Source organism: Mesorhizobium sp. M0119 (genome assembly GCF_040322615.1).
In the GTDB taxonomy this organism is placed as follows: domain Bacteria; phylum Pseudomonadota; class Alphaproteobacteria; order Rhizobiales; family Rhizobiaceae; genus Mesorhizobium.
In genome coordinates, this window is the sequence record NZ_JAMYTU010000004.1 from 266,106 (window position 1) to 284,043 (window position 17,938).

Here is a 17,938-nt window from a genome sequence, read left to right on the forward strand (position 1 = left end):
GCTACACCACGTCCACGGACGTTCACTACAGTTTTCCAATCGGAGCCGGAGCGCATTGCCTCCCTCCCCGATTTTCCTCACCGAAACGCCCCCAGCGGATCGGCTTGCCCCGCCTTCCGCCGCGCGGCCTTGAACAGAGCCGGATCGACCACCGCTTCCCTCAGCATCATCACGCCGTAGCGGGTCGCCGCCATCAGATCGTCGCGCAGCTTCACCACCTGGCCATCCCTGCGATGGTAGAGCCGGAACTCCTCGAACCACGGCAAAAGCGTCGAGAACACCTTGAACCGGCCTGATTGCATGCGGTCGAGCATCTCCATCAGCCCGGCTTCGACGGAGACCGAACCGTCGGCGAACTGCGCATGGCTGACGAGCATGTTCAGCCCATGCGCTGAATACTGCCTCGCAAGTGCGGTGCCGGCACCTTCCAGCGTCTCGCGGCGGCCGTCGCGCGGCCATGCCCATGGCAGCCATTCGCCCCACGGTTTCAGCGTCAGCGCCTGCATCGCCGGCGTCTGCTGCGAGGCGCGGCAGGCTTTCGTGACATAGACCACATCGGCCTCCGTATCCCAGGCCAGCTCGACCGCGGCCGACGGATGGTCCCAGCCGAAATCGAGGGCGCCGAGCCGCGGCCAATAGCGCGGCAGCGGGAATGGCTCGCAGGCGATCAGCTCCTCGGCCACCGGAAAGATGCGGCCGGAGCCCAGCACCGGAATGCCCTTGGCCCGCGCCTCGCGCTCATGCGCCGGATAGGCGGCAATGATCTCGGCGCGCTGCTGCGGCGTATAATGTTCGGCATCGTCGATGGTCATGAAGGTGACGTGACGGGTCATTGTTTTTCACCCTCGCGGCATTGAATCGTAGTGGCAGGCGCTGGACGTATGGTGTTGTTTGACAAAGAACTTTCCGATGGCGGGACAGCGCCCCTCTCTGTCCTGCCGGACATCTCCCCCACAAGGGGGGAGATTGGATGTCATCCTGGTTTTCGCCAATCTTCAACGGTTGCAGGCAGGCGGGACGCGGAAACTGCCAATCTCCCCCCAAGTGGGGGAGATGTCCGGCAGGACAGAGGGGGGCGCGAAGGAACGCAACGGATGAGAGGAGCGAATGCTTCTTTCCTGAACTTGCCTCACCCCCTCCCCATCCCTCCCACCTCCTCCGCCGACAAGAACAACAGCACCACGTCCGACATGCCGAGCAGCGGCGTGAAGGTAACTATGGTGATGCCGCCGGTGGCGTTGGTGCGGGTCAGCCCTTCGGAATAGATGTCGAGCGGCGGCTCCTCGTCGAACCAGACGCCGTGCAGCGTTTCGCCCTGCCATTTCTCGCGGCCCTTCTCGTAGCTCTTGAACGACAGCACCGATTCACCGGCCTGGACGTCGCCACCGCCGCCCCAGCGCACCACGACGCTGTCGAGCGCGCCCGGCGCCCGTCCCGCCATCGTGCTGACGATGGCGTCGGCCGGGATCATGCCGGTGCCCCAGGCCGCCTGCTGCTGCGGCGGGCCGATCAGGATGCGCTGCGGATTGTCGCGCGTGCTTTCGCCGGTGACGCCGGCCGCCCACATCCGAACCGGACAGTCGAAAACCTTGCCTTGCCACCAATCTGGATAGCGGCCGGTGAGATGCATCGCCCATTCGGCGCCGCCGGCCCTGGTCTTGCCGAGCTGGTTGCCGGCCATGAACAGGCGCTCGCGATTGGTCGCGCCGGCTGCATGGAACTCGGCCTGCCTGGGATAGGGCCGATAGGCGGCAAGCTGGTTAGTGCGACGCCTGCGGTCCAGCTCCGCCAGCAGGCTGAGATATTCCGTCCTTGCCGCCCGGCTCTGCGAGGCCTTTTGCGAAGCCCGGCTTCTCGAGGAACGGCCTAAGGACGGCTTCGAGGCCGCGGATGCGCTGCCTGATTTCGTCATCGCTCAATGCATCCAGATTGTTGATATTGACACTAATATCCTTGGGCAGCACCGACAGCACGAGCTTCAGGTACTGGTCGGGCTTTTCGGCGCGCACCTCGGCGATGACGCCGCCGCCGTGGGCGCGAAAATCGGCGCGGATCGCTTCGAGAAAGCCGTCGGCCAGCGTCTTCTTCGCCCGCCTGGTTCGGCTGCCGGGTGCTTGATCGTGCGGCTGCGGATCGCCGGTGGAAGGAGCCTTGGCCATGCCCTACTCCGCCGTCCCGGCGGACATCGGCTTCTTGTTGGCTGGCCGCACGATGCGCCTGCGCGGCTTGGCCTTCTTGCCGGCGCGTGCCGACTTCGGCTTCCGCAGCTGGCTTGCCGGTTTCGCATCAGTCGTCGTGCCGGGCTTAACCGTACTGGCGTCAGGCAAGGCATTCAGCCTTGCCCTGAGAATTGCCGCCGCCTTGCCGTCGAGTGCTCCCGACGGGAAGCCGAAGCCGCCGACCGCATCGCCGGGGCCGCCGCGCACCATGCCGATCCGCACGCCGGCGGCGACCGCCTCGAAGCGGCCATGGCGGGCACAGGGTGCGGCGCCGGCGAACTCGCCAATAGCGCTGACGACCTCTCGGCCGTCATCGTCGGTGATGATGGTGGCGTAACGGTTGGACATGGGGTGTTCTCTGAAATGGGCGTACGGGCGCGTTGGGAAATCTATGGACGATAGGTGGTTGCGGACCGGGATAGTCGGTCGCGTTCATTCGCGCCGACATACCTCGGCAGCACACGCAACATTCGGTCGAACAGGAGCCCGAAATGAAAAACCCGCCTCGGCGGGCGGGTCGTTGGAGCCAATTGGCACCATACCCAGATTGATAGCATAGCTGCCGGCACAAAGCAAGAACAAAATGTGGCACGGTGGAAGAAAATGCACTGACGACCTCGCACCCTCGTCGGTGAACGGCTGGAAGGAGGGGCGAAAAAGGCGGGCATTGCGTGAGACTTGCGTTGATGGGATGGTGGTTGCGCTTGAGGGGAACGCGTCATGGGCAATGTCACCAGTCACTACGGCAGCGACGGCATCGTCGATCGCATATTGGCCGCGATCCCGGACGCCGACCCGGCCGGAAAACTCGCGGCCGCGCAACTCTATCCATTCGATCAGCTCCATGGCCGCGAACTGATCGCCACGCGGGAGCATGCGGCCCGTCTTGCGCCTTCGCCGACAGATCGGATCCTGGATATCGGCAGCGGCATTGGCGGGCCGGCAAGATTTCTGGCCTCGACCTATGGCTGCCAGGTCGACGGCATCGACCTGACACCAGCCTTTGTCGCCGCGTCGAGCCGACTGACCGCACTCAGCGGACTGGCAGACATGGTTCGCTTCCATCAGGCCGACGCAACGAAACTGCCTTTTGGCGACAGCACCTTCGATGCGGCGATCTGCTTCTATGTCGGCATGAACATCGAGAACAAGGCCGCGGTCATCGACGAGGCCTGGCGCGTGCTGAAACCGCGAGGCAGGCTGATCTGGACCGAAGCCGTGCTCGCCGGCGGCGAGCCCTACTATCCCATGCCCTGGGCGGTTTCTGCGGCGACCAGCCACCTCGCCGATCGGGAAAAATTGAAAACCCTGTTTGTCGATGCCGGATTTCGCATCGACGAAATCGTCGACGAAACCGGCGAACATGTTGAGCTGGCGCTGAAGAGAGCCAATTCCGGCATCGTGCCCTCGCCGGCGCAGCAGCAGGCAAATGAAGTCGTCATGGGCGCGGAATTCCTGCAGCGCCGCCGCAACTACATCCGAAGCCTGAGTGACGGAAAGCTCGCTTCTCTCGCCGTGATCGTCTCCAAACCGGCCTGAAAACAAAAACCCGCCTCGGCGGGCGGGTCGTTGGAGCCAATTGGCACCATACTTAGATTAGTAGCATAGCTGCCGGCACAAAGCAAGAACAAAATGTGGCGCGGCGACAAAAAAATGCGATTTCCTTTCAACGCCTCGCCTTGTCCGCCTCCCGATTGACCTTCCAAGAAGACCGCTAGGCTGCATTCCTTCGCGCCCCTCTCTGTCCTGCCGGACATCTCCCCCACTTGGGGGGAGATCGGCCTTCGCGCCGGCTTTCGCCAATCTCCAACGTTGCAGGAAGAGCGCAGCGCCGAAACCGCCAATCTCCCCACTTGAGGGGGAGATGGCCGGCAGGCCAGAGGGGGGTACTGTCCCAGGCGCTGTCCCGCCGACTTCACAGCCGGCAACACAAGCAACGTTCGATCGAAAAGAAGCCTGAAAACAAAAACCCGCCTCGGCGGGCGGGTCGTTGGAGCCAATTAGCACCATACCCAAATTAGTAGCATAGCTGCCGGCACAAAGCAAGAACAAAATGTGGCGCGGCGACAAAAAATCCGAATTCTCTTCGGCGCCTCGCGTTGCCCGCCAGCCACTTTGTGGGCGCGAACGCAGCGTCGGCAATTGGCGCTTCCTCCATTTGCCGAGGCATCTCACCGGCCGACGAGCAGCCGCAGCCGCGGATCAGAACAGGCATTCGCGCGTTTGAACCCCAGCCAATGGGAGCAAAAGCCATGAACGTCGCCAATCTGCAACTCGAAGGCCTGCTGATGGCCATCGCATCGATCAATCAGGTCCTGGTCCGCAAGGGCGTGCTCTCCGTCGAGGAGATAGACATCGCCTTGCGCAAGGCCGAAGCCAGCGAGACCAACGAGGAAAGGTCCGAAGGCATGTCGGCGTCGAGCCGCGATGCCGTCAACTTCCCGATCCGACTGCTGGAGTTGGCCAATCAATGTCAGCCGGAGACGGACATGCCGTCCTTCTCGAAACTGGCGCGCATGGTCGGTCAGATCAAGGAACCTTACAACGACCAGATGTGACACCGCGATCGTAACTGACGCCGCGACAACGGCTTGCCGCGGCGGGGTTGCAAGACTGCTGGCGGCGCCTGCTAGCGGCCCTGCAGGATCTTGATCAACTTGCTGCTGTCGGCCCCCGGCGAGGAAAGCCTGCGGTAGTCCGCGTAAGTCAGCCTGCCATTAGCAACGGCATTAAAGAGCCGGTTACAAAAGGCGCTATCGTATTTTGCGACACTGACATTCATGATTGCTGCGTAAGTCTTTCTTTCGTTGAGCGGCGTGGACCTCTCGCGTGCAATGCATTCGTTGATCGCCACGCGCTTGGTGACAGGGCTGCCTTCAAGCGTGGTATGCATCGTGTTGAATTCGCCTTCGGTCAAGGTAGTGCAGCCGGCAAGCAGAGACGTGCCGATCATGGCGGCAGCAAAACGCGTGGCGATGTTCATGAATTCCCCCTCAAGACCCATGTCTTGCTTAGCCAGCCGAAAGTTGGAAGTACAGAGGGAATGCAGGCGCATCTACAAAAAGCATAAACCTCGAACGCTCGTACTTTAGCTGTCGCTTTTATTGCGCGCGACCTGCGGATGGCCGGAATGACGGTACCCGGCCGCTCTCGATCGTCACGACGATGCTGGTGCGGATCGTGCTGCCGATCTGGCCCTGGTCGCGGTCATAGACCCGACCGCCATTGTCGCAGCCACCCTTCTGAGCGCCTTTACGAGAACGCCGCCTCCGAGATTGGGCATCACCCCCTGCCAAGCCTCAGCGCCAGGACCCTGCCCGGCCCGTGCACGGCGGCAAACAGCAGCCCGGCCAGGAAAGTGAAGTGATCGACGAAGAAGCCGAACTCCGCCTGGTTGCCGGCCCAGTGCGACGGCCCGTGGAAGGCAAAGCCGAGGAACAGCACATAGGCGCCGGCGACGAGTGCTGCCCATGAGAAGAAGGCGCCGGTCAGGAAGCATAGAACGAGGACGACCTCGAGCAGGGCTGCGCACCAGGCCAGGAAGAGCGGGAACGGAAACCCGGCCGCCGCGATATAGCCGGCGGTGGCGCCGATATCGATGAATTTGAAGATCACGGCCATCAGGAACACGGCTGCGAAAATCAGCCGGCCGATAAGGATTGCCGCGGTCTGCCACGGCGACTGAACGGTTGATTGAGCGGTTTCCAAGGTCATGATGTCCTCCCAAGAGTTCCGATGGTTGTGCCCCAAGGACGCACCACCAGCCGCAAGCCCGACATCATCCCCCGAAAAACCTGCAGGATACAAGCGCGTAGCGAGAAGGCCTCGCAAGACCAGGGTTCCTCGCCCCCATTCATGGGGGAGAGGTGGCGCGGCGAAGCCGCGACGGAGAGGCGCCGGCAAAGAAAAGGCCTCTCTCCGGCCGCGGCGCGGGCCCCACTCCCCCCCCGTGGCGCGGGGGGGTGGGACCCCACCCGGGGGGTCTGCGCCACCGGTCCGCGCCGCCTCACTTTGGGGGGGTTGGGGGGGCTGCTGCCCCCCGCGCAGGGAGAGGCGCCGCAAAACAAATCGCCGAGCTCGGGCGGCTGCGCGCCCACCTCTCCCCCCGCTTGGCGCGGGGCGAGGAACCCAAGCCTGGCTCTACTCCGCAGCCTTCGCCCGGCTGATCGGCTCCCGTACCGTTCCATACTGGCTGCCCCAGCGGTCGGTCATCGCCCAGCGTATGTCCCAGAGTTCCGGGAAGAAGCGGTGGCGGGCGCCGGCTTCCAGCAATTCGACCGGCCGGCCCTTCAGCGATTTCGCGCCGAGGCCGATCGTGCGGTGGATGAGATAGAGGTGGTTGGCACGGAATTTCTGGAACAGCTCGTCGAACTCGATCAGCGCTTCGGCAACGACATAGCTGTCGCCGTGATCGTAGCCGGTATCGTAGACATCCTCGACCGAAAGGCCGCGGTCGTCGAGGTACGACGCCTTGAAGGCCCGCCACAGATCGGGCGGCAGGCGCAGCAGCTGCTTGAAGCCCGGCGATTCCTGGCCGCTGCCATTGCCGAGCTGCAGCCGGATCTGCTGGTATTCCTTGGGCGACATGGTTTCGAGCAGGTCGAGCTGCGCCGTCATCAGCCGCATCAGCCGGTGCACGCGCGCCATCAGCGTGACGATGCGATGCGTGTCCTGCTTTTCCAGGAAATCGACGACGTCGATCAGCGTGTAGGCGATGAGCTTCATCCACAGCTCCTCGACCTGATGAACGATCTGGAACTGCAGCTCGTCGGCATTCACCATCTCGGCCAGCGGCTTCTGGCAGGCAAGCAGCCTGTCGCATTTGAGGTAGACGCCATAGTCGCGCATCTCAGGCGTTTCGATGCGGGCATAATAATCCTGCTTGTCCATGGCCATGCTCCTTGCCCCGGCCGTTGGGCCGCAGGCGCTTGTTGGATCCCGGTCCCCCGAGTCTAATCGCTTTCTTGCCGAACATTGTCCCTTTCTGTTATTCGATTGGCGGGAAACGAAGGACGAAAATTGTCGCTGAAGCAGATTGGAAGAACGAATGATGCTGGACGCGGTCGACCGGAAGATCGTCGCGGCGCTCGAACGCGAGGCCCGCATCTCCTTTGCCGCGCTCGCCGATGAGGTCGGCTTGAGCAAGACGCCGTGCTGGAAGCGGGTGAAGGCGCTTGAGGACGCCGGCGTCATCCGCGGCTACTCGACCCGGATCGACCCGGCCAAGCTCGGCTTCGGCATCGAAGCCTTCATCCAGGTGTCGATCGATTTCGAACTGTCGGACGCCTTCGAGGCGGCGGTCAAAAAGCATCCGCTGATCCGCCGCTGCCACGCCACGACTGGCGAGGCCGACTATCTCCTGCAGATCGTCACCGTCGACATGATGGCGCTCGACAGGATGCTGCGCGAGGAGCTCAGCCGGCTGCCCGGCGTGCGGCGCACGATCACCTCGATGGCGATGCGCGAGATCAAGGGCGGCATCTCGTTCGCCAATGCCGTCGGGCATACGCAGACCAAGCGATAGACCGGTCAGGCCCTGGTCATCAATTCGCGTCCCAGCCGCTTCGGTTGCTCGGCGCGCAGAACCACATTTGTCGTCACCGTGCCGTAGTGGCCGATGCTGTCGACGATGCTTTCAAGATCGGGCGGTGACGGGACCACGACCTTGACCAGAAAACAATCCTCGCCGGTCACCCGCAGCACCTCGACCACCTCCGGCAATTGGGCGAACCTCTTCAGGCAGGCCTGGATATGCTCATGCGTGGTGCGCAGGCGGATGACCGCCATGGTGCCGAGCCCGAGCGCTGCCGAATTGATCACCGCCTTGTAACCGGTGATGACGCCGCGCTCCTCCAGCCGCTTCACCCGTTCCGAGGTGGCGGGCTGGGACAGTCCGACGCGGCGGCCAAGCTCGGAGATGCCGATGCGGCCATCCTCCTGCATGATCTCAATGATCGCCAGATCGGTGGGGTCGAGCCTTGGCCGATAATCGCCGTTCCGCATGATCGCCTTTAATCCATCGGATTTCGTCGCTGCTTTCCGATGATCTCTCATTCCGCCACCTGGAAGAAGACCTAGAATTGCACGCGCTGCATCAGGAAAGAAGGGCTTCGCATGACCGACTTCATCATTGTGCCGGGCATCGGCGGATCGGGCAAAGCCCACTGGCAGACACGTTGGCAGCAGGCAAACCCGGCGATGCGGCGGTTCAACCCGGCGAGTTGGGACGCGCCGGACCTCGACGACTGGGTGGCCGCGCTGGAAACGGGTGTATGCCAGGCAAGGACACCGCCGATGCTCGTCGCCCATAGCCTCGGCTGTCTGCTCATCGTACACTGGCAGCGGATCTCCCCCCGCTCTATCGGCGGCGCGTTGCTGGTCGCGGTTCCGGACCCTGCGTCGCCGGCCTTCCCCTCCTCCGCCCGGGCCTTCGCCGACGCACCGCAACAACGGCTTCGCTTTCCGTCGCTGATTGTCGCCAGCACCAACGATCCCTACGGCTCGCTGGACTATGCCAGGGCGAAATCCGAGCGATGGGGCAGCGATCTCCATATCGCCGGACCGCTTGGCCACATCAATGGCGACAGCGGGCTCGGCAACTGGCCGGCGGGAATGGAGCTGCTGACAGCTCTAAGTCAAACGCAGGCAATCGCCCGAGGCGCCGTGCTTCAGCCGTAACCGCACCAGGACGGCTATCGCGCCGCCGTCCTGATCTGGTTTGCGCCGCGCCTCAGTTCGATGCTGCGGCAGGCGTGCTGAGTTCGAGGAACGGTACGGTCGAGCCCGGGATCATCGACTTCGGCAATTCGCCGTTCCATCTCTCCGCCTTGGTCAGTTCGACCAGCAGCGGATTGTTGGCGATTGCGGCGGCGCGAGCCTTGATGGCGCCCGCGGTCGCATCGCCTTCGACCCTGGTCTTGTAGGCGCTGGCCTCGGCTTCGGCCTTGACGCTGTCGGCGCGGCCCTTGGCCTGGGTGACGGCGATATCGGCCTTGATCTTTTCCTGCTGCAGGTTCTGTTCCTGCTTCTGCACCTCGACCTGAGCCGTCATCCTGGCTTCGACCGCCTGCTCGTAGGCGTCGGAGAAGTCGATGTTCTCGACCTGCACGCTGTCGATCATCACCGGGCCGTCGGTTACCGCCGCGATGGCCTCGGCGACGTCCTTGTTGAACTTCGCCCGGTTCTGGATAACCGACACCGCGTCGTACTGGCCGAACACCGTCTTGATCTCCTGCGGTGCTTTCCTGGCAATGACACGGTCGGCCAGTGCCTCGATCGATCCATAGTTGGTGTAGACGTTGCTGACTTCGGCGGCCGGCACGTGGAAGTTGACGGTGACGCGCATGTCGGCCGGCTGCTGGTCGCGCGAATAGGCCTGCATGGCCGGCAGGCCGCTGCAATCGTTCTGGTTCTCGCAGCCCCATTTGAGCACCTGCTGGCGCAGGCTGATCTTCTCGACACGCTGTAACCACGGCAGCTTGAAATGCAGTCCGGGATCAACGACCGAACTCAGCGCTCCGTTGGTCAAGAGCACGCCGCGGTCGCCCTGGTCGATCGTGTACCAGGATCCAAACAGCGCAAAGACGCCGAGCGCCACGATGACGAGTGCGATCAGGCCGGAACCGATCGACCCCGATGCCATCCCCGGCTTGCCCTGCGGACGGCTTGAATTACCTTGCGTTTCGGTCATCACCCCACCCCAACCTGATTGCCCGTGCTGCTTTTGCCCACAATAGTGGCGGCATTGCAATCCTCTGGATATGGAAGGACCTTCGCGCCAACCGGCCGGACCGGCGGGTGGTTCAGGCTGGCTAGCGGATTTCCCCTGCAGCCGCGGCAGCGGGCTGGGACGCGTTGCCTGGCGTCTCCTTCTGCCGTTCGGCATCGGTTTTGCGCTTCGGGCAATCCTCGTAGTCGTGGTCGCGCCCGCCGCAGTAGGAGCAGCATTTTGCTGGCGCGTCGGAGCGAAGCATCGTTGGCATGCACAAGAATGCACGAAACCCGACAGATTGCGAAGGCTTGCACACCGGCAAGGTCGATTTCGCCACGGAACCGCTGCCGCCGCATGAAAGTTATCCGCTCATTGCAACGGGAGCACAGGACATGGCCGACGACCCGAACCGCTACGAGACCGGAGCGAGGAAATATCCGGCAAAGACGAGCCCCGACGCGGCCGACGAATTTTCGCAGGATGCGGCCGGCAACAAGCCACCTCCCGGCGGCATGGGATTGACCAGGCCGGCTGACGATTTCGACGACAGGACCCTTCATTCGGAGGGCCAGAACCCGCCGCGCGCAGCGATCCGGCCAGACGGCAAGGCCACCGCCAAGAAGCCCGGCAAGGACGCAAGACGATGAACGTCGCCAATCTCCAGCTCGAAGGATTGATGATGGCGATCGCGGCCGTCAACAACGCGCTGGTCCACAAGGGCCTGCTGTCGGTCGACGAGGTCGACATGGCGTTGCGCCGGGCCGAGGCGGCGATGACCAGCGACGAGCGTCTCTATGAAGACATGTCGCCATCCAACCGCGACGCCGTCTGCTTTCCGCTCAGGCTGCTGCAGGCGGCCAACAACGCCCAGGGCGAAACCGGCGTGCCATCCTTTGCCGAACTGGCCAGGATGGTCGGCCGGACCAAGGAGCCCTATAACGACCAGATGTGATGGAGGACGCCATGGCCGACGACAAATCCAAGACCAAGCAGGATCGCAAACTGGTCTCAGGCGAAGAGCCTTACGAGGTCGCTGCCTTTGCCCGCAAATACGGCATACCGCAAAGCGAGGCCGCAACCATCATCAAGCGTTACGGCCCCTCGAGGAGGAAGCTCGACGCGCATATGGCGAGCCGCAACGCCTGATCTACTTTTGGCGGCAGCCGCCGTTCACGCCAGAAGTGGCCCTGCCCTGCCGCCTTGTCGAGAGTATCGGCACCGTCGGCTGTGCCCTGTCGGGTTCGCCCCTATGGGATTCAACGCCTGGTTTTGACAGCCGCGGAATACTCTCGCGGCGCAACAACTCATTTACCTCGACACTGTACCAGTCCGGTGAGCAAAGCCGGGGGTCGGATGCAGGAACAATTATTGCGCTACGAATGTGTCTTGGAGCCGAACGGCCGATGGATGGTGTGGGACATCGTTCACGATCTGCCGGCGCAATTTTCGGAAATCGCGCTGATCGGCCTGAGCCGTCGTGAAGCGGTTTCGCTCTGCCGGCTGCTCAACGAGACGAGCCGTTCCGAGACGCGGCAGAGCCGGGCCTCCTGAGAAGCGCGTGCATCTCAGGCCTGCCCAAGCTCAGGGGATTTACATGCGATCGACAATATTCGGTCTGGTCCTGCTGCTGCCGGCCGCCGCACTGGCGGAACCGATCGAGACCCAGAAGATCATCACGGCGGCGACCGGAGACTGGAACGGCGACGGCGCCGCCGATCTGGCGATGATCGTCGAGACCGAGCCCGGCCATCCCATGGACCTGCTTTTGTTCCTCAGGGACCGCGACGGCGATTTTCTCAGACCTGCCGGGGTCGTGCATGAACAGATTTACGGTGAATGGAAGAACTACGACCGGCCGGGCCCCGCCACATCCGACACCGAGCCCGAACTCACCGCGCTCCCCAACGGCTCGATCAAGCTCTATATTCCGGCGATGGAGATCGGCAGCGAGCGGATCAACAAGACGCTCACGCTCGCCTGGCGCAACGGCACGTTCGTCGTCGCCGGTTTTGCCTACGAGCATTGGGATTACATGGACGACAATGTTGCCAGCGACTGTGACTACAATGTGCTGACCGGCAAGGGCAAAAGCAGCAAGAAGCTGGCGAACGGCAGCACCAGGCAAGCGACCGTATCGGTCGAAGGCGAGGTCATCCCATTTGCGGAGTGGACCCCGGGCACTGGCTTCAGCGCTTGCGGAGAGTGAGAGGTTTCGGTTGCCTCACTGCAGAGGTGGCTTCCACAGCAGGCTGTTGCGATCGGCGGACTTGACGCGCAGCCAGGTTTCGCGGCCATCGCGCAGCACCCGGAGTGGGATCTCGGCGCCCGCCGGGCCGCTCTTCCAAAGCTTGCGATAAAAATCGGCAAGCCCGTCGACCGCCGTGTCGCGGACATCCGAGATGACGTCGCCTTGGCGAAGGCCCGCCTGGGCGGCCGGACCGCCCTCGGCAACGCTCATCACCACGACCTTGCCGTCGCTCTCGGCCGAGAAGGCGCCGAGCCAGGGCCGCGGCGGCCTGGCGACCTGCCCGCGCGTCAGGAGATCGTCGAGGATGGGCGGCAGAAGATCGATCGGCACGACCATGTTGATGTCGGCGACCTCGCCGTTGCGGCTCATCTGCAGGCGCAGCGAACCGATGCCCAGCAGCCTGCCATCCGCGCCGATCAGGCCGGCGCCGCCCCATGAGGGGTGAGCCGGCGCCGTGAAGATCGCCTCGTCGAGCAGATATTCCCAATAGCCGGCGAATTCCTGCTTGGTGACGATCCGCGCCCGCACGGAGCGGCCGACGCCATCGGCGAGCACGACGGGATCACCGATCTTCGCCCTGGACGCATCGCCGAGCGCAATGGCGGGCAGCCCGAGCGGCGCCAGCGCCTGCACCAGGCCGAAGCCCGATTCCTGGTCGTAGGCGAGCGCATGGGCGGGAACCACGCGCCCGTCCTGGTCGGCCAGCCAGACCTCCTCGGCCTCGGTGATGAGATAGCCGATGGTGAGCACCAGCCCGTCGCCGCGGATGACCACGCCGCTGCCTTCGCGGCGGGTGCCCAGCGCGTCTGCCGTGAAGGCGTCCTCCGGCACGGTGGCTCGGACGGCCACGATGGATCGCAAAAGGGGTTCGATATTCATGCTTTGGTTCCTGGCAATGTTCGCAGGCTGATATGGGCTATAGGTATGGCGCAGGTGATCAGGCGCAAGAGGCGGCGCCGGCTTTAGCGTGGACCGGCGCCGCGCCGTTCGCGCCGGGGTTTTGCAACTGCGCCGGCAGCCCTATCTGTACCTACGGCTATCCGAAGCTGCCCTATGCAAAGTTCCTCCGCCATTACCCAAGTTGATACCTGATATCCTCCCCAATCCTCCCAACCCAATCTTTCCAAAGGCCTCCCAAATGAACGACTACACAACGGACCAATACACGCCGCCAAAAGTCTGGACCTGGAACAAGGCAAACGGCGGCGCTTTCGCCAGCATCAACCGGCCGATCGCCGGCCCGACGCATGACAAGGAGCTGCAGGTCGGCAAGCATCCGCTGCAGCTTTATTCGCTGGCGACACCGAACGGCGTCAAGGTGACGATCATGCTGGAGGAGCTTCTGGCGCTCGGCCACAGCGGCGCCGAATACGACGCCTGGCTTATCAGGATCAACGACGGCGACCAGTTCGGCAGCGGCTTCGTCGAGGTCAACCCCAACTCCAAGATCCCGGCCATGATGGACCGCAGCGGGAAAAAGCCTGTCCGCATCTTCGAATCCGGTTCGATCCTGCTCTATCTCGCCGAAAAATTCAGCGAATTCCTGCCGACAGAGCAGCCGGCTCGCGCCGAGACCCTGTCATGGCTGTTCTGGCAGATGGGCTCGGCGCCCTATCTCGGCGGCGGCTTCGGCCATTTCTACGTCTATGCGCCAACGAAGATCGAATATGCCATCGACCGCTTCGCCATGGAGACCAAGCGGCAGATGGACGTGCTCGACCGGCGCTTGGCCGAAAGCGAGTATCTCGGCGGCAGCGACTACACGATTGCCGACATTGCGGTGTGGCCCTGGTATGGCGGGCTGGCCAAGGGCCGCATGTACGAAGATTCCGGCGAGTTCCTGCAGGTTGAGCAGTACAAGAACGTGCAGCGCTGGGCCGACGCCATCGACGCGCGCCCGGCGGTCAAGCGCGGCCGCATGGTCAACCGCACCTTCGGCGAGCCTTCGATTCAACTGCACGAGCGCCATGACGCCAGCGATTTCGAGACGAAGACGCAGGACAAGCTCGAGGCGGCCAAAAGCTAAGCCGACGGACTGAAACTGCTGATCTCCCCCCTCGTGGGGGAGATTGGCAGTTTCGGCTGGCTCGCCTCCACCGCCGCCATCCACAGCCGGTCGATATTGGCCAGGAATTTCTCGTCGAGCTTGTCGAGGTGCTTCCAGTACATGCCGTCCTCGAAGAAATAGCCGAGTTCCTCCTCCATCCTGTCGGCCTCCTCCGCCTGATCGAGCCACAGCCCGGCAAGCATCTCCGCCTTCATTTCCGAAAGTTGCGAGGAAGAAAGCGCGCCGAGTTCGTCGAGCGTCAGCCGCGGGAAGATCAGCCGGCTGCGCGGCAGATCGGATAGGTTGACGCAGAGGCAGCCGCGCCGGAGCGCATGGATGAGCAGGCGGGCCGACTTCGCCTCGAGGTTGCGCAGCGTCACGTCGTTGCGCAAAGGGTCGGCCCGGCCGACGCCGTAAAAATGCGTGTTGCCGGGCTGATCGTAGATCATGTCGCAGCCAAGGAATGCCAGCACGTCCGGCTTCTGGCTGTGGAGCGTCCAGTAGGCCGCCGTCATCGACATGGTGCCGCCGGCATAGACGAAGCCGCCAAAGCTGTTTTGCGCCGGCACGTAATGCGAGGCGCTGAAGATCTGCGCCTGCTGCAGGGGATCGCCTTGCGGCATCCGCTCCGCCGGGAAATCGCCGGCATGGACGAGGAAATCCCAGTCGGCGCGCACGCGCCAGGCATTGTTGATGGCGACGATCTTGCCGAAGGCCTGCTTGGGCCAGGCCGCGCAGCGCACCACATCGGGCGCGCTGCCGATCAGCAAGATCACGTTTGGCGTTCCGTCGGTGGCCATCATCCCCTCTTCGACCGGCCGACGCGCACCTCGATGCCGCACGGTTGAACAGCTTTATAGCCCTCAACGCCCCATCGAAAACACCAGCCGGATTCACAGGCCGACCAGCAAAGGACCGTTGCCCGCCGATTGTAAACTGTCGCCTCAGGCACAATCGTACAAGCGGCAGCCAGGTTTTCCCGCTAGCCCAAAACCGACGATATGAGTGGGGCGATATATATTAGTTGACTAAACTAGCGGAACGTCCAATGCACATTCCCAGAACCGAACATGTCCTGTCTAGACCATGATATCTATATGGGACATTACTGCCTAAGCTGAACGCGACCTCGACGGTTCGGCGGCACAGCCCTCAGACGCCGCGGCTTTGCCGCCGCGTCTTTCGCCCCGGATCCGTAGATCAACCGGACGACGAATAGAAAATATCCAACCTGCATGACGATCAAGGTCAAGATCGTCCAGGCCAGCGTCTTCCAGATTGAACCCGTCGCAAAGTAAGTCGAGATCGCCACGATGGACGATGTGGTGGTCAGCCCCACCAGGAACTGTGGAAAGTTCATGATTTTCTGCGCCGCCCCGGAACTCGCTACAGCCGGGACGAACTCCCCTAACCCATTACCCCGGACCAACATTTCCACCATTTTAGCAATTGCGCAAGCACCAAATAGAGCAGCAGTTAACGCATGCTTCCGTGATCAAGGGCCGCATGTCAGGTCACCAAGTTGGGCTGGCTTGGACGGCGGCTGCGCGTCCCCTCCTCCCCAACCAGCTCTCCATACTCCCTCACAACTCCATCAAGCCCACGTATTCGCCACGTCTCCCCTTCCCGCGCCTCAAGATGCGACGGGCCGAGCGGCACTTTCCCTCCGCCGTCCGGCAGGTCCAGCACATAGACGGGGTTGCAGATGCCCGACAGGCGCGCCCGCAAGGCGCTGGCCAGCGCCTGGCCCTCGGCGATGGTGGTGCGCCGGTGCGCCATGCCGCGCGCGAGGTCGCCGTGGTGCAGGTAATAGGGTTTGACGCCGAGGCGGTACATCAGCTCCCGGCACAGCTCCTCCAGCACCTCGATCGTATCGTTCACGCCTTTCAGCAGAACGCTCTGGTTCAGCAGCACGAAGCCGCCCTGCCTTAAAGTACGGCAGGCCCGCTCGGTCGCCTCAGTGATCTCCCGCGGATGGTTGAAATGGGTGACGACCGTGACCATCAGCCGGCCCTGCAGGGCTTGAACCAGCCCGCCGGTGACGCGCGACGGCAGCGCGACGGGCACGCGGGTGTGAATGCGCAATAGCCGCACATGCGGAACCGCCTCGACTCGGGCGCGGATTTCCGCCAGCGCCTTGTCCGGCAGGGACAGCGGATCGCCGCCGGTCAGGATCACCTCGCGGATTTCCGGACGGGACTCGATATAGGCGAAGGCCGGCTCCAGCGCCTCGCGCGAAAAACCCCGGCCTATCGACGTCAGCGACTCCTTACGAAAGCAGAACCGGCAATAGACCGCGCATTGATAGGTTGGGAACAGCAAAACCCGGTCGGCATGGCGATGCGTCAATCTCGGCACCGGACTGAAGGCGTGGTCGGCGATCGGATCGTCGAGTTCGCCCTCCTGCTCCGTCAGTTCATCGGGCGACGGGATGACCTGAAGCCGTATCGGATCGGCGGGGTCGCTCCAGTCGATCAGGTCGAGATAGGCCTTGGGAATGCGAACCTTGTGACGCGTGGCCGCGGCTTCGGCCGCCGCGCGCTCGGCTGGCGACAGCGGCAGCGAATCCAGATCGCCTATATGCCGCACGCCCTCGCGAACATCGTCCTGCCACGCGGCATCCGCCTCGCGTGCGCGCTCGTCATCGGCTGTCATGCCGGCCGCATCGACCGCCATGCCGGCGTCGGGGAAGTCGGGATGTGAGGTCATCGAGGCTCCTTGAAGTTCGGGCCGGGGTACAGCATTGGAGCCAGCACGTGAAGGCAATAAGCGGTGCTGGGCCGGTTGGAGTGCGCGGCCAGGAGCGGCGGCCGTCCACTGATCAGAAACCAACGTCCCGCATCGCTGACGCAAAACATTAGCTTGCTCTTATATTAGCTTGAGCGTATACACATAAACGGCCGGTAATCTACCCCCCACCGGTTAGGCTCGGCGCCAGTCCCTTCCTACCCCTCAGGTCAACGACGCCGGGCCGCTCGGGTTCTGCTCGGTCGCCCGCGGTCGAGACGGCCGACCGGATCGTCGACCTCTTCGAAGTCGATCATGCCCCTCCTCAACCAGCGCCCAAGTGGACACACCAGCTGAACACATCGGCATGCCCGCGTCTCTCGGCCTTCCCGTCGCCGGCCGCGGTCGCTAATCTCGGATCGCGAAAAAACTGGAGAAGAGCGTATGGCGAACGACTTGTCGCCAAGGCTTTTGGCGATCGTCAACGCGCTGCCCTTGCGGCCGGGCATGCGAGTGCTGGAGATCGGCTGCGGACCAGGTGCTGCAGCGCGCGAGATCGCGCGCAGGATCGGCGGCGGGCATGTGCTGGCGATCGACCGCTCGGCCAAGGCCATCGCGCAGGTCGGGGCCGCTTCGCGCGCCGAGATTGCGGCAGGCCGGCTGAGCCTTCGCCAGGTCGCCATCGAGGATTTCGAGTTGGAGGCCGACGAGAAGCACTTCGACATTGCCGTTGCGGTGCGCGTCGGCGCGCTGGACGGGCGTCATCCCGAAGCAGGAAAAATTGCCCTGCAACGGCTCAAGGCCGCGTTGACCGCGCAAGGCCGGCTGTTCATCGACGGCGGCGATCCGCTTCGCGAAATTGCGATACACGGCTGAGCAGTTCGTTCGAACGCGACGCGCTTGTCTTATGACATTCATTGCGAAGAGGCGAGAATGAACCGCTGGGAGAGAGTAGCAGCTCTCTCGTCAGCGGCGAGGGATGGATC

At 63.3% G+C, this 17,938-nt stretch carries 23 protein-coding genes and 1 pseudogene; 11 read left to right on the plus strand and 13 right to left on the minus strand.

Features of this window, described 5'->3' with window-relative positions; genetic code table 11:
- Window positions 1-77: 77 nt before the first annotated feature.
- The 4 genes and pseudogenes from NKJ40_RS06375 to NKJ40_RS06390 form a co-directional block, all read right to left on the minus strand.
- A pseudogene (locus NKJ40_RS06375) lies at window positions 78-839 on the minus strand (phage terminase large subunit family protein); the annotation flags it as partial.
- 290 nt (window positions 840-1,129) lie between these two features.
- Window positions 1,130-1,681, minus strand: coding sequence for a terminase large subunit domain-containing protein (locus tag NKJ40_RS06380; RefSeq protein ID WP_502903692.1), 552 nt, complete (start codon window positions 1,679-1,681; stop codon window positions 1,130-1,132).
- 79 nt (window positions 1,682-1,760) lie between these two features.
- Window positions 1,761-2,159 (minus strand): hypothetical protein, encoded by a 399-nt coding sequence (locus NKJ40_RS06385; protein WP_352465352.1) that lies wholly within the window; start codon window positions 2,157-2,159, stop codon window positions 1,761-1,763.
- 3 nt (window positions 2,160-2,162) lie between these two features.
- Window positions 2,163-2,567: a hypothetical protein gene (locus NKJ40_RS06390; protein WP_352465353.1), complete on the minus strand. Its 405-nt coding sequence runs from the start codon at window positions 2,565-2,567 to the stop codon at window positions 2,163-2,165.
- A 372-nt stretch (window positions 2,568-2,939) separates the two neighbouring features.
- On the opposite strand from NKJ40_RS06390, the gene NKJ40_RS06395 reads away from it, so the two are divergent.
- Both NKJ40_RS06395 and NKJ40_RS06400 read left to right on the plus strand, forming a co-directional pair.
- On the plus strand, window positions 2,940-3,758 hold the full coding sequence (locus tag NKJ40_RS06395) for a class I SAM-dependent methyltransferase (protein ID WP_352465354.1): 819 nt from the start codon (window positions 2,940-2,942) through the stop codon (window positions 3,756-3,758).
- A gap of 713 nt (window positions 3,759-4,471) precedes the next feature.
- A complete protein-coding gene (locus NKJ40_RS06400) occupies window positions 4,472-4,777 on the plus strand; it encodes a hypothetical protein (RefSeq protein ID WP_023675713.1) in 306 nt (101 codons plus the stop codon).
- A gap of 71 nt (window positions 4,778-4,848) precedes the next feature.
- On the opposite strand, the gene NKJ40_RS06405 is transcribed toward NKJ40_RS06400, so the two are convergent.
- The 3 genes from NKJ40_RS06405 to NKJ40_RS06415 all read right to left on the minus strand — a co-directional run bounded on the left by NKJ40_RS06405 (window position 4,849) and on the right by NKJ40_RS06415 (window position 7,109).
- Window positions 4,849-5,202, minus strand: coding sequence for a hypothetical protein (locus NKJ40_RS06405; RefSeq protein WP_352465355.1), 354 nt, complete (start codon window positions 5,200-5,202; stop codon window positions 4,849-4,851).
- Between the two features lie 299 nt (window positions 5,203-5,501).
- Entirely contained in the window at window positions 5,502-5,933 is a 432-nt protein-coding gene (locus NKJ40_RS06410; RefSeq protein WP_352465356.1) for a DoxX family protein, read from the minus strand.
- Window positions 5,934-6,359: 426 nt separating this feature from the next.
- On the minus strand, window positions 6,360-7,109 hold the full coding sequence (locus NKJ40_RS06415; protein WP_352465357.1) for a tryptophan 2,3-dioxygenase family protein: 750 nt from the start codon (window positions 7,107-7,109) through the stop codon (window positions 6,360-6,362).
- 157 nt (window positions 7,110-7,266) lie between these two features.
- Here NKJ40_RS06415 and NKJ40_RS06420 point away from each other — a divergent pair, with 157 nt between their 5' ends.
- Window positions 7,267-7,743 (plus strand): Lrp/AsnC family transcriptional regulator, encoded by a 477-nt coding sequence (locus NKJ40_RS06420; RefSeq protein ID WP_245274655.1) that lies wholly within the window; start codon window positions 7,267-7,269, stop codon window positions 7,741-7,743.
- Between the two features lie 5 nt (window positions 7,744-7,748).
- Here NKJ40_RS06420 and NKJ40_RS06425 read toward each other — a convergent pair whose 3' ends face one another.
- Window positions 7,749-8,222 (minus strand): Lrp/AsnC family transcriptional regulator, encoded by a 474-nt coding sequence (locus NKJ40_RS06425; RefSeq protein ID WP_352465358.1) that lies wholly within the window; start codon window positions 8,220-8,222, stop codon window positions 7,749-7,751.
- Between the two features lie 111 nt (window positions 8,223-8,333).
- Here NKJ40_RS06425 and NKJ40_RS06430 point away from each other — a divergent pair, with 111 nt between their 5' ends.
- A complete protein-coding gene (locus NKJ40_RS06430; protein ID WP_352465359.1) occupies window positions 8,334-8,897 on the plus strand; it encodes an RBBP9/YdeN family alpha/beta hydrolase in 564 nt (187 codons plus the stop codon).
- Window positions 8,898-8,949: 52 nt separating this feature from the next.
- Here NKJ40_RS06430 and NKJ40_RS06435 read toward each other — a convergent pair whose 3' ends face one another.
- Window positions 8,950-9,909, minus strand: coding sequence for a prohibitin family protein (locus tag NKJ40_RS06435; RefSeq protein WP_352465360.1), 960 nt, complete (start codon window positions 9,907-9,909; stop codon window positions 8,950-8,952).
- Between the two features lie 290 nt (window positions 9,910-10,199).
- On the opposite strand from NKJ40_RS06435, the gene NKJ40_RS06440 reads away from it, so the two are divergent.
- The 5 genes from NKJ40_RS06440 (at window position 10,200) to NKJ40_RS06460 (ending at window position 12,136) form a co-directional block, all read left to right on the plus strand.
- Window positions 10,200-10,577, plus strand: coding sequence for a hypothetical protein (locus NKJ40_RS06440; RefSeq protein ID WP_352465361.1), 378 nt, complete (start codon window positions 10,200-10,202; stop codon window positions 10,575-10,577).
- Entirely contained in the window at window positions 10,574-10,882 is a 309-nt protein-coding gene (locus NKJ40_RS06445; protein ID WP_023675703.1) for a hypothetical protein, read from the plus strand. The genes NKJ40_RS06440 and NKJ40_RS06445 overlap by 4 nt, the downstream gene beginning before the upstream one ends.
- Before the next feature lie 11 nt (window positions 10,883-10,893).
- Window positions 10,894-11,076, plus strand: coding sequence for a DUF3606 domain-containing protein (locus NKJ40_RS06450; RefSeq protein ID WP_023675702.1), 183 nt, complete (start codon window positions 10,894-10,896; stop codon window positions 11,074-11,076).
- Window positions 11,077-11,298: 222 nt separating this feature from the next.
- The gene (locus NKJ40_RS06455; RefSeq protein ID WP_352465362.1) at window positions 11,299-11,481 is read left to right on the plus strand and encodes a hypothetical protein; all 183 of its coding nucleotides are present in this window, start codon (window positions 11,299-11,301) and stop codon (window positions 11,479-11,481) included.
- Between the two features lie 43 nt (window positions 11,482-11,524).
- The gene (locus tag NKJ40_RS06460) at window positions 11,525-12,136 is read left to right on the plus strand and encodes a hypothetical protein (RefSeq protein ID WP_352465363.1); all 612 of its coding nucleotides are present in this window, start codon (window positions 11,525-11,527) and stop codon (window positions 12,134-12,136) included.
- 15 nt (window positions 12,137-12,151) lie between these two features.
- Here NKJ40_RS06460 and NKJ40_RS06465 read toward each other — a convergent pair whose 3' ends face one another.
- Window positions 12,152-13,057, minus strand: coding sequence for a S1C family serine protease (locus NKJ40_RS06465; protein WP_352465364.1), 906 nt, complete (start codon window positions 13,055-13,057; stop codon window positions 12,152-12,154).
- Between the two features lie 259 nt (window positions 13,058-13,316).
- Between NKJ40_RS06465 and yghU the strand changes: the two genes are divergently transcribed.
- Window positions 13,317-14,204 (plus strand): glutathione-dependent disulfide-bond oxidoreductase, encoded by an 888-nt coding sequence (gene yghU / locus NKJ40_RS06470; RefSeq protein WP_352465365.1) that lies wholly within the window; start codon window positions 13,317-13,319, stop codon window positions 14,202-14,204.
- Here yghU and NKJ40_RS06475 read toward each other — a convergent pair.
- The 3 genes from NKJ40_RS06475 to NKJ40_RS06485 all read right to left on the minus strand — a co-directional run bounded on the left by NKJ40_RS06475 (window position 14,201) and on the right by NKJ40_RS06485 (window position 16,880).
- Window positions 14,201-15,025, minus strand: a complete 825-nt coding sequence (locus NKJ40_RS06475) for a hypothetical protein (protein WP_352465366.1) — start codon at window positions 15,023-15,025, stop codon at window positions 14,201-14,203. The genes yghU and NKJ40_RS06475 overlap by 4 nt on opposite strands.
- 305 nt (window positions 15,026-15,330) lie before the next feature.
- Window positions 15,331-15,666 carry an exopolysaccharide production repressor protein gene (locus NKJ40_RS06480; RefSeq protein WP_352465367.1) on the minus strand — a complete coding sequence of 112 codons (336 nt, stop codon included), beginning with the start codon at window positions 15,664-15,666 and terminating at the stop codon, window positions 15,331-15,333.
- Window positions 15,667-15,734: 68 nt separating this feature from the next.
- Entirely contained in the window at window positions 15,735-16,880 is a 1,146-nt protein-coding gene (locus NKJ40_RS06485) for a KamA family radical SAM protein (RefSeq protein ID WP_352465377.1), read from the minus strand.
- Window positions 16,881-17,396: 516 nt separating this feature from the next.
- On the opposite strand from NKJ40_RS06485, the gene NKJ40_RS06490 reads away from it, so the two are divergent.
- A complete protein-coding gene (locus NKJ40_RS06490; protein WP_352465368.1) occupies window positions 17,397-17,828 on the plus strand; it encodes an SAM-dependent methyltransferase in 432 nt (143 codons plus the stop codon).
- Window positions 17,829-17,938 lie beyond the last annotated feature (110 nt).

Coding starts and splice junctions, on each gene's coding strand:
- NKJ40_RS06465 (WP_352465364.1), bottom strand. CDS start 13,057: ATGAATATCGAACCCCTTTTGCGATCCATCGTGGCCGTCCGAGCCACC.
- yghU (WP_352465365.1), top strand. CDS start 13,317: ATGAACGACTACACAACGGACCAATACACGCCGCCAAAAGTCTGGACC.
- NKJ40_RS06440 (WP_352465361.1), top strand. CDS start 10,200: ATGCACAAGAATGCACGAAACCCGACAGATTGCGAAGGCTTGCACACC.
- NKJ40_RS06395 (WP_352465354.1), top strand. CDS start 2,940: ATGGGCAATGTCACCAGTCACTACGGCAGCGACGGCATCGTCGATCGC.
- NKJ40_RS06390 (WP_352465353.1), bottom strand. CDS start 2,567: ATGTCCAACCGTTACGCCACCATCATCACCGACGATGACGGCCGAGAG.
- NKJ40_RS06490 (WP_352465368.1), top strand. CDS start 17,397: ATGGCGAACGACTTGTCGCCAAGGCTTTTGGCGATCGTCAACGCGCTG.
- NKJ40_RS06460 (WP_352465363.1), top strand. CDS start 11,525: ATGCGATCGACAATATTCGGTCTGGTCCTGCTGCTGCCGGCCGCCGCA.
- NKJ40_RS06480 (WP_352465367.1), bottom strand. CDS start 15,666: ATGGTGGAAATGTTGGTCCGGGGTAATGGGTTAGGGGAGTTCGTCCCG.
- NKJ40_RS06380 (WP_502903692.1), bottom strand. CDS start 1,681: ATGGCCGGCAACCAGCTCGGCAAGACCAGGGCCGGCGGCGCCGAATGG.
- NKJ40_RS06430 (WP_352465359.1), top strand. CDS start 8,334: ATGACCGACTTCATCATTGTGCCGGGCATCGGCGGATCGGGCAAAGCC.
- NKJ40_RS06445 (WP_023675703.1), top strand. CDS start 10,574: ATGAACGTCGCCAATCTCCAGCTCGAAGGATTGATGATGGCGATCGCG.
- NKJ40_RS06410 (WP_352465356.1), bottom strand. CDS start 5,933: ATGACCTTGGAAACCGCTCAATCAACCGTTCAGTCGCCGTGGCAGACC.
- NKJ40_RS06385 (WP_352465352.1), bottom strand. CDS start 2,159: ATGGCCAAGGCTCCTTCCACCGGCGATCCGCAGCCGCACGATCAAGCA.
- NKJ40_RS06425 (WP_352465358.1), bottom strand. CDS start 8,222: ATGCGGAACGGCGATTATCGGCCAAGGCTCGACCCCACCGATCTGGCG.
- NKJ40_RS06405 (WP_352465355.1), bottom strand. CDS start 5,202: ATGAACATCGCCACGCGTTTTGCTGCCGCCATGATCGGCACGTCTCTG.
- NKJ40_RS06450 (WP_023675702.1), top strand. CDS start 10,894: ATGGCCGACGACAAATCCAAGACCAAGCAGGATCGCAAACTGGTCTCA.
- NKJ40_RS06400 (WP_023675713.1), top strand. CDS start 4,472: ATGAACGTCGCCAATCTGCAACTCGAAGGCCTGCTGATGGCCATCGCA.
- NKJ40_RS06475 (WP_352465366.1), bottom strand. CDS start 15,025: ATGGCCACCGACGGAACGCCAAACGTGATCTTGCTGATCGGCAGCGCG.
- NKJ40_RS06485 (WP_352465377.1), bottom strand. CDS start 16,880: ATGACAGCCGATGACGAGCGCGCACGCGAGGCGGATGCCGCGTGGCAG.
- NKJ40_RS06420 (WP_245274655.1), top strand. CDS start 7,267: ATGATGCTGGACGCGGTCGACCGGAAGATCGTCGCGGCGCTCGAACGC.
- NKJ40_RS06415 (WP_352465357.1), bottom strand. CDS start 7,109: ATGGACAAGCAGGATTATTATGCCCGCATCGAAACGCCTGAGATGCGC.
- NKJ40_RS06435 (WP_352465360.1), bottom strand. CDS start 9,909: ATGACCGAAACGCAAGGTAATTCAAGCCGTCCGCAGGGCAAGCCGGGG.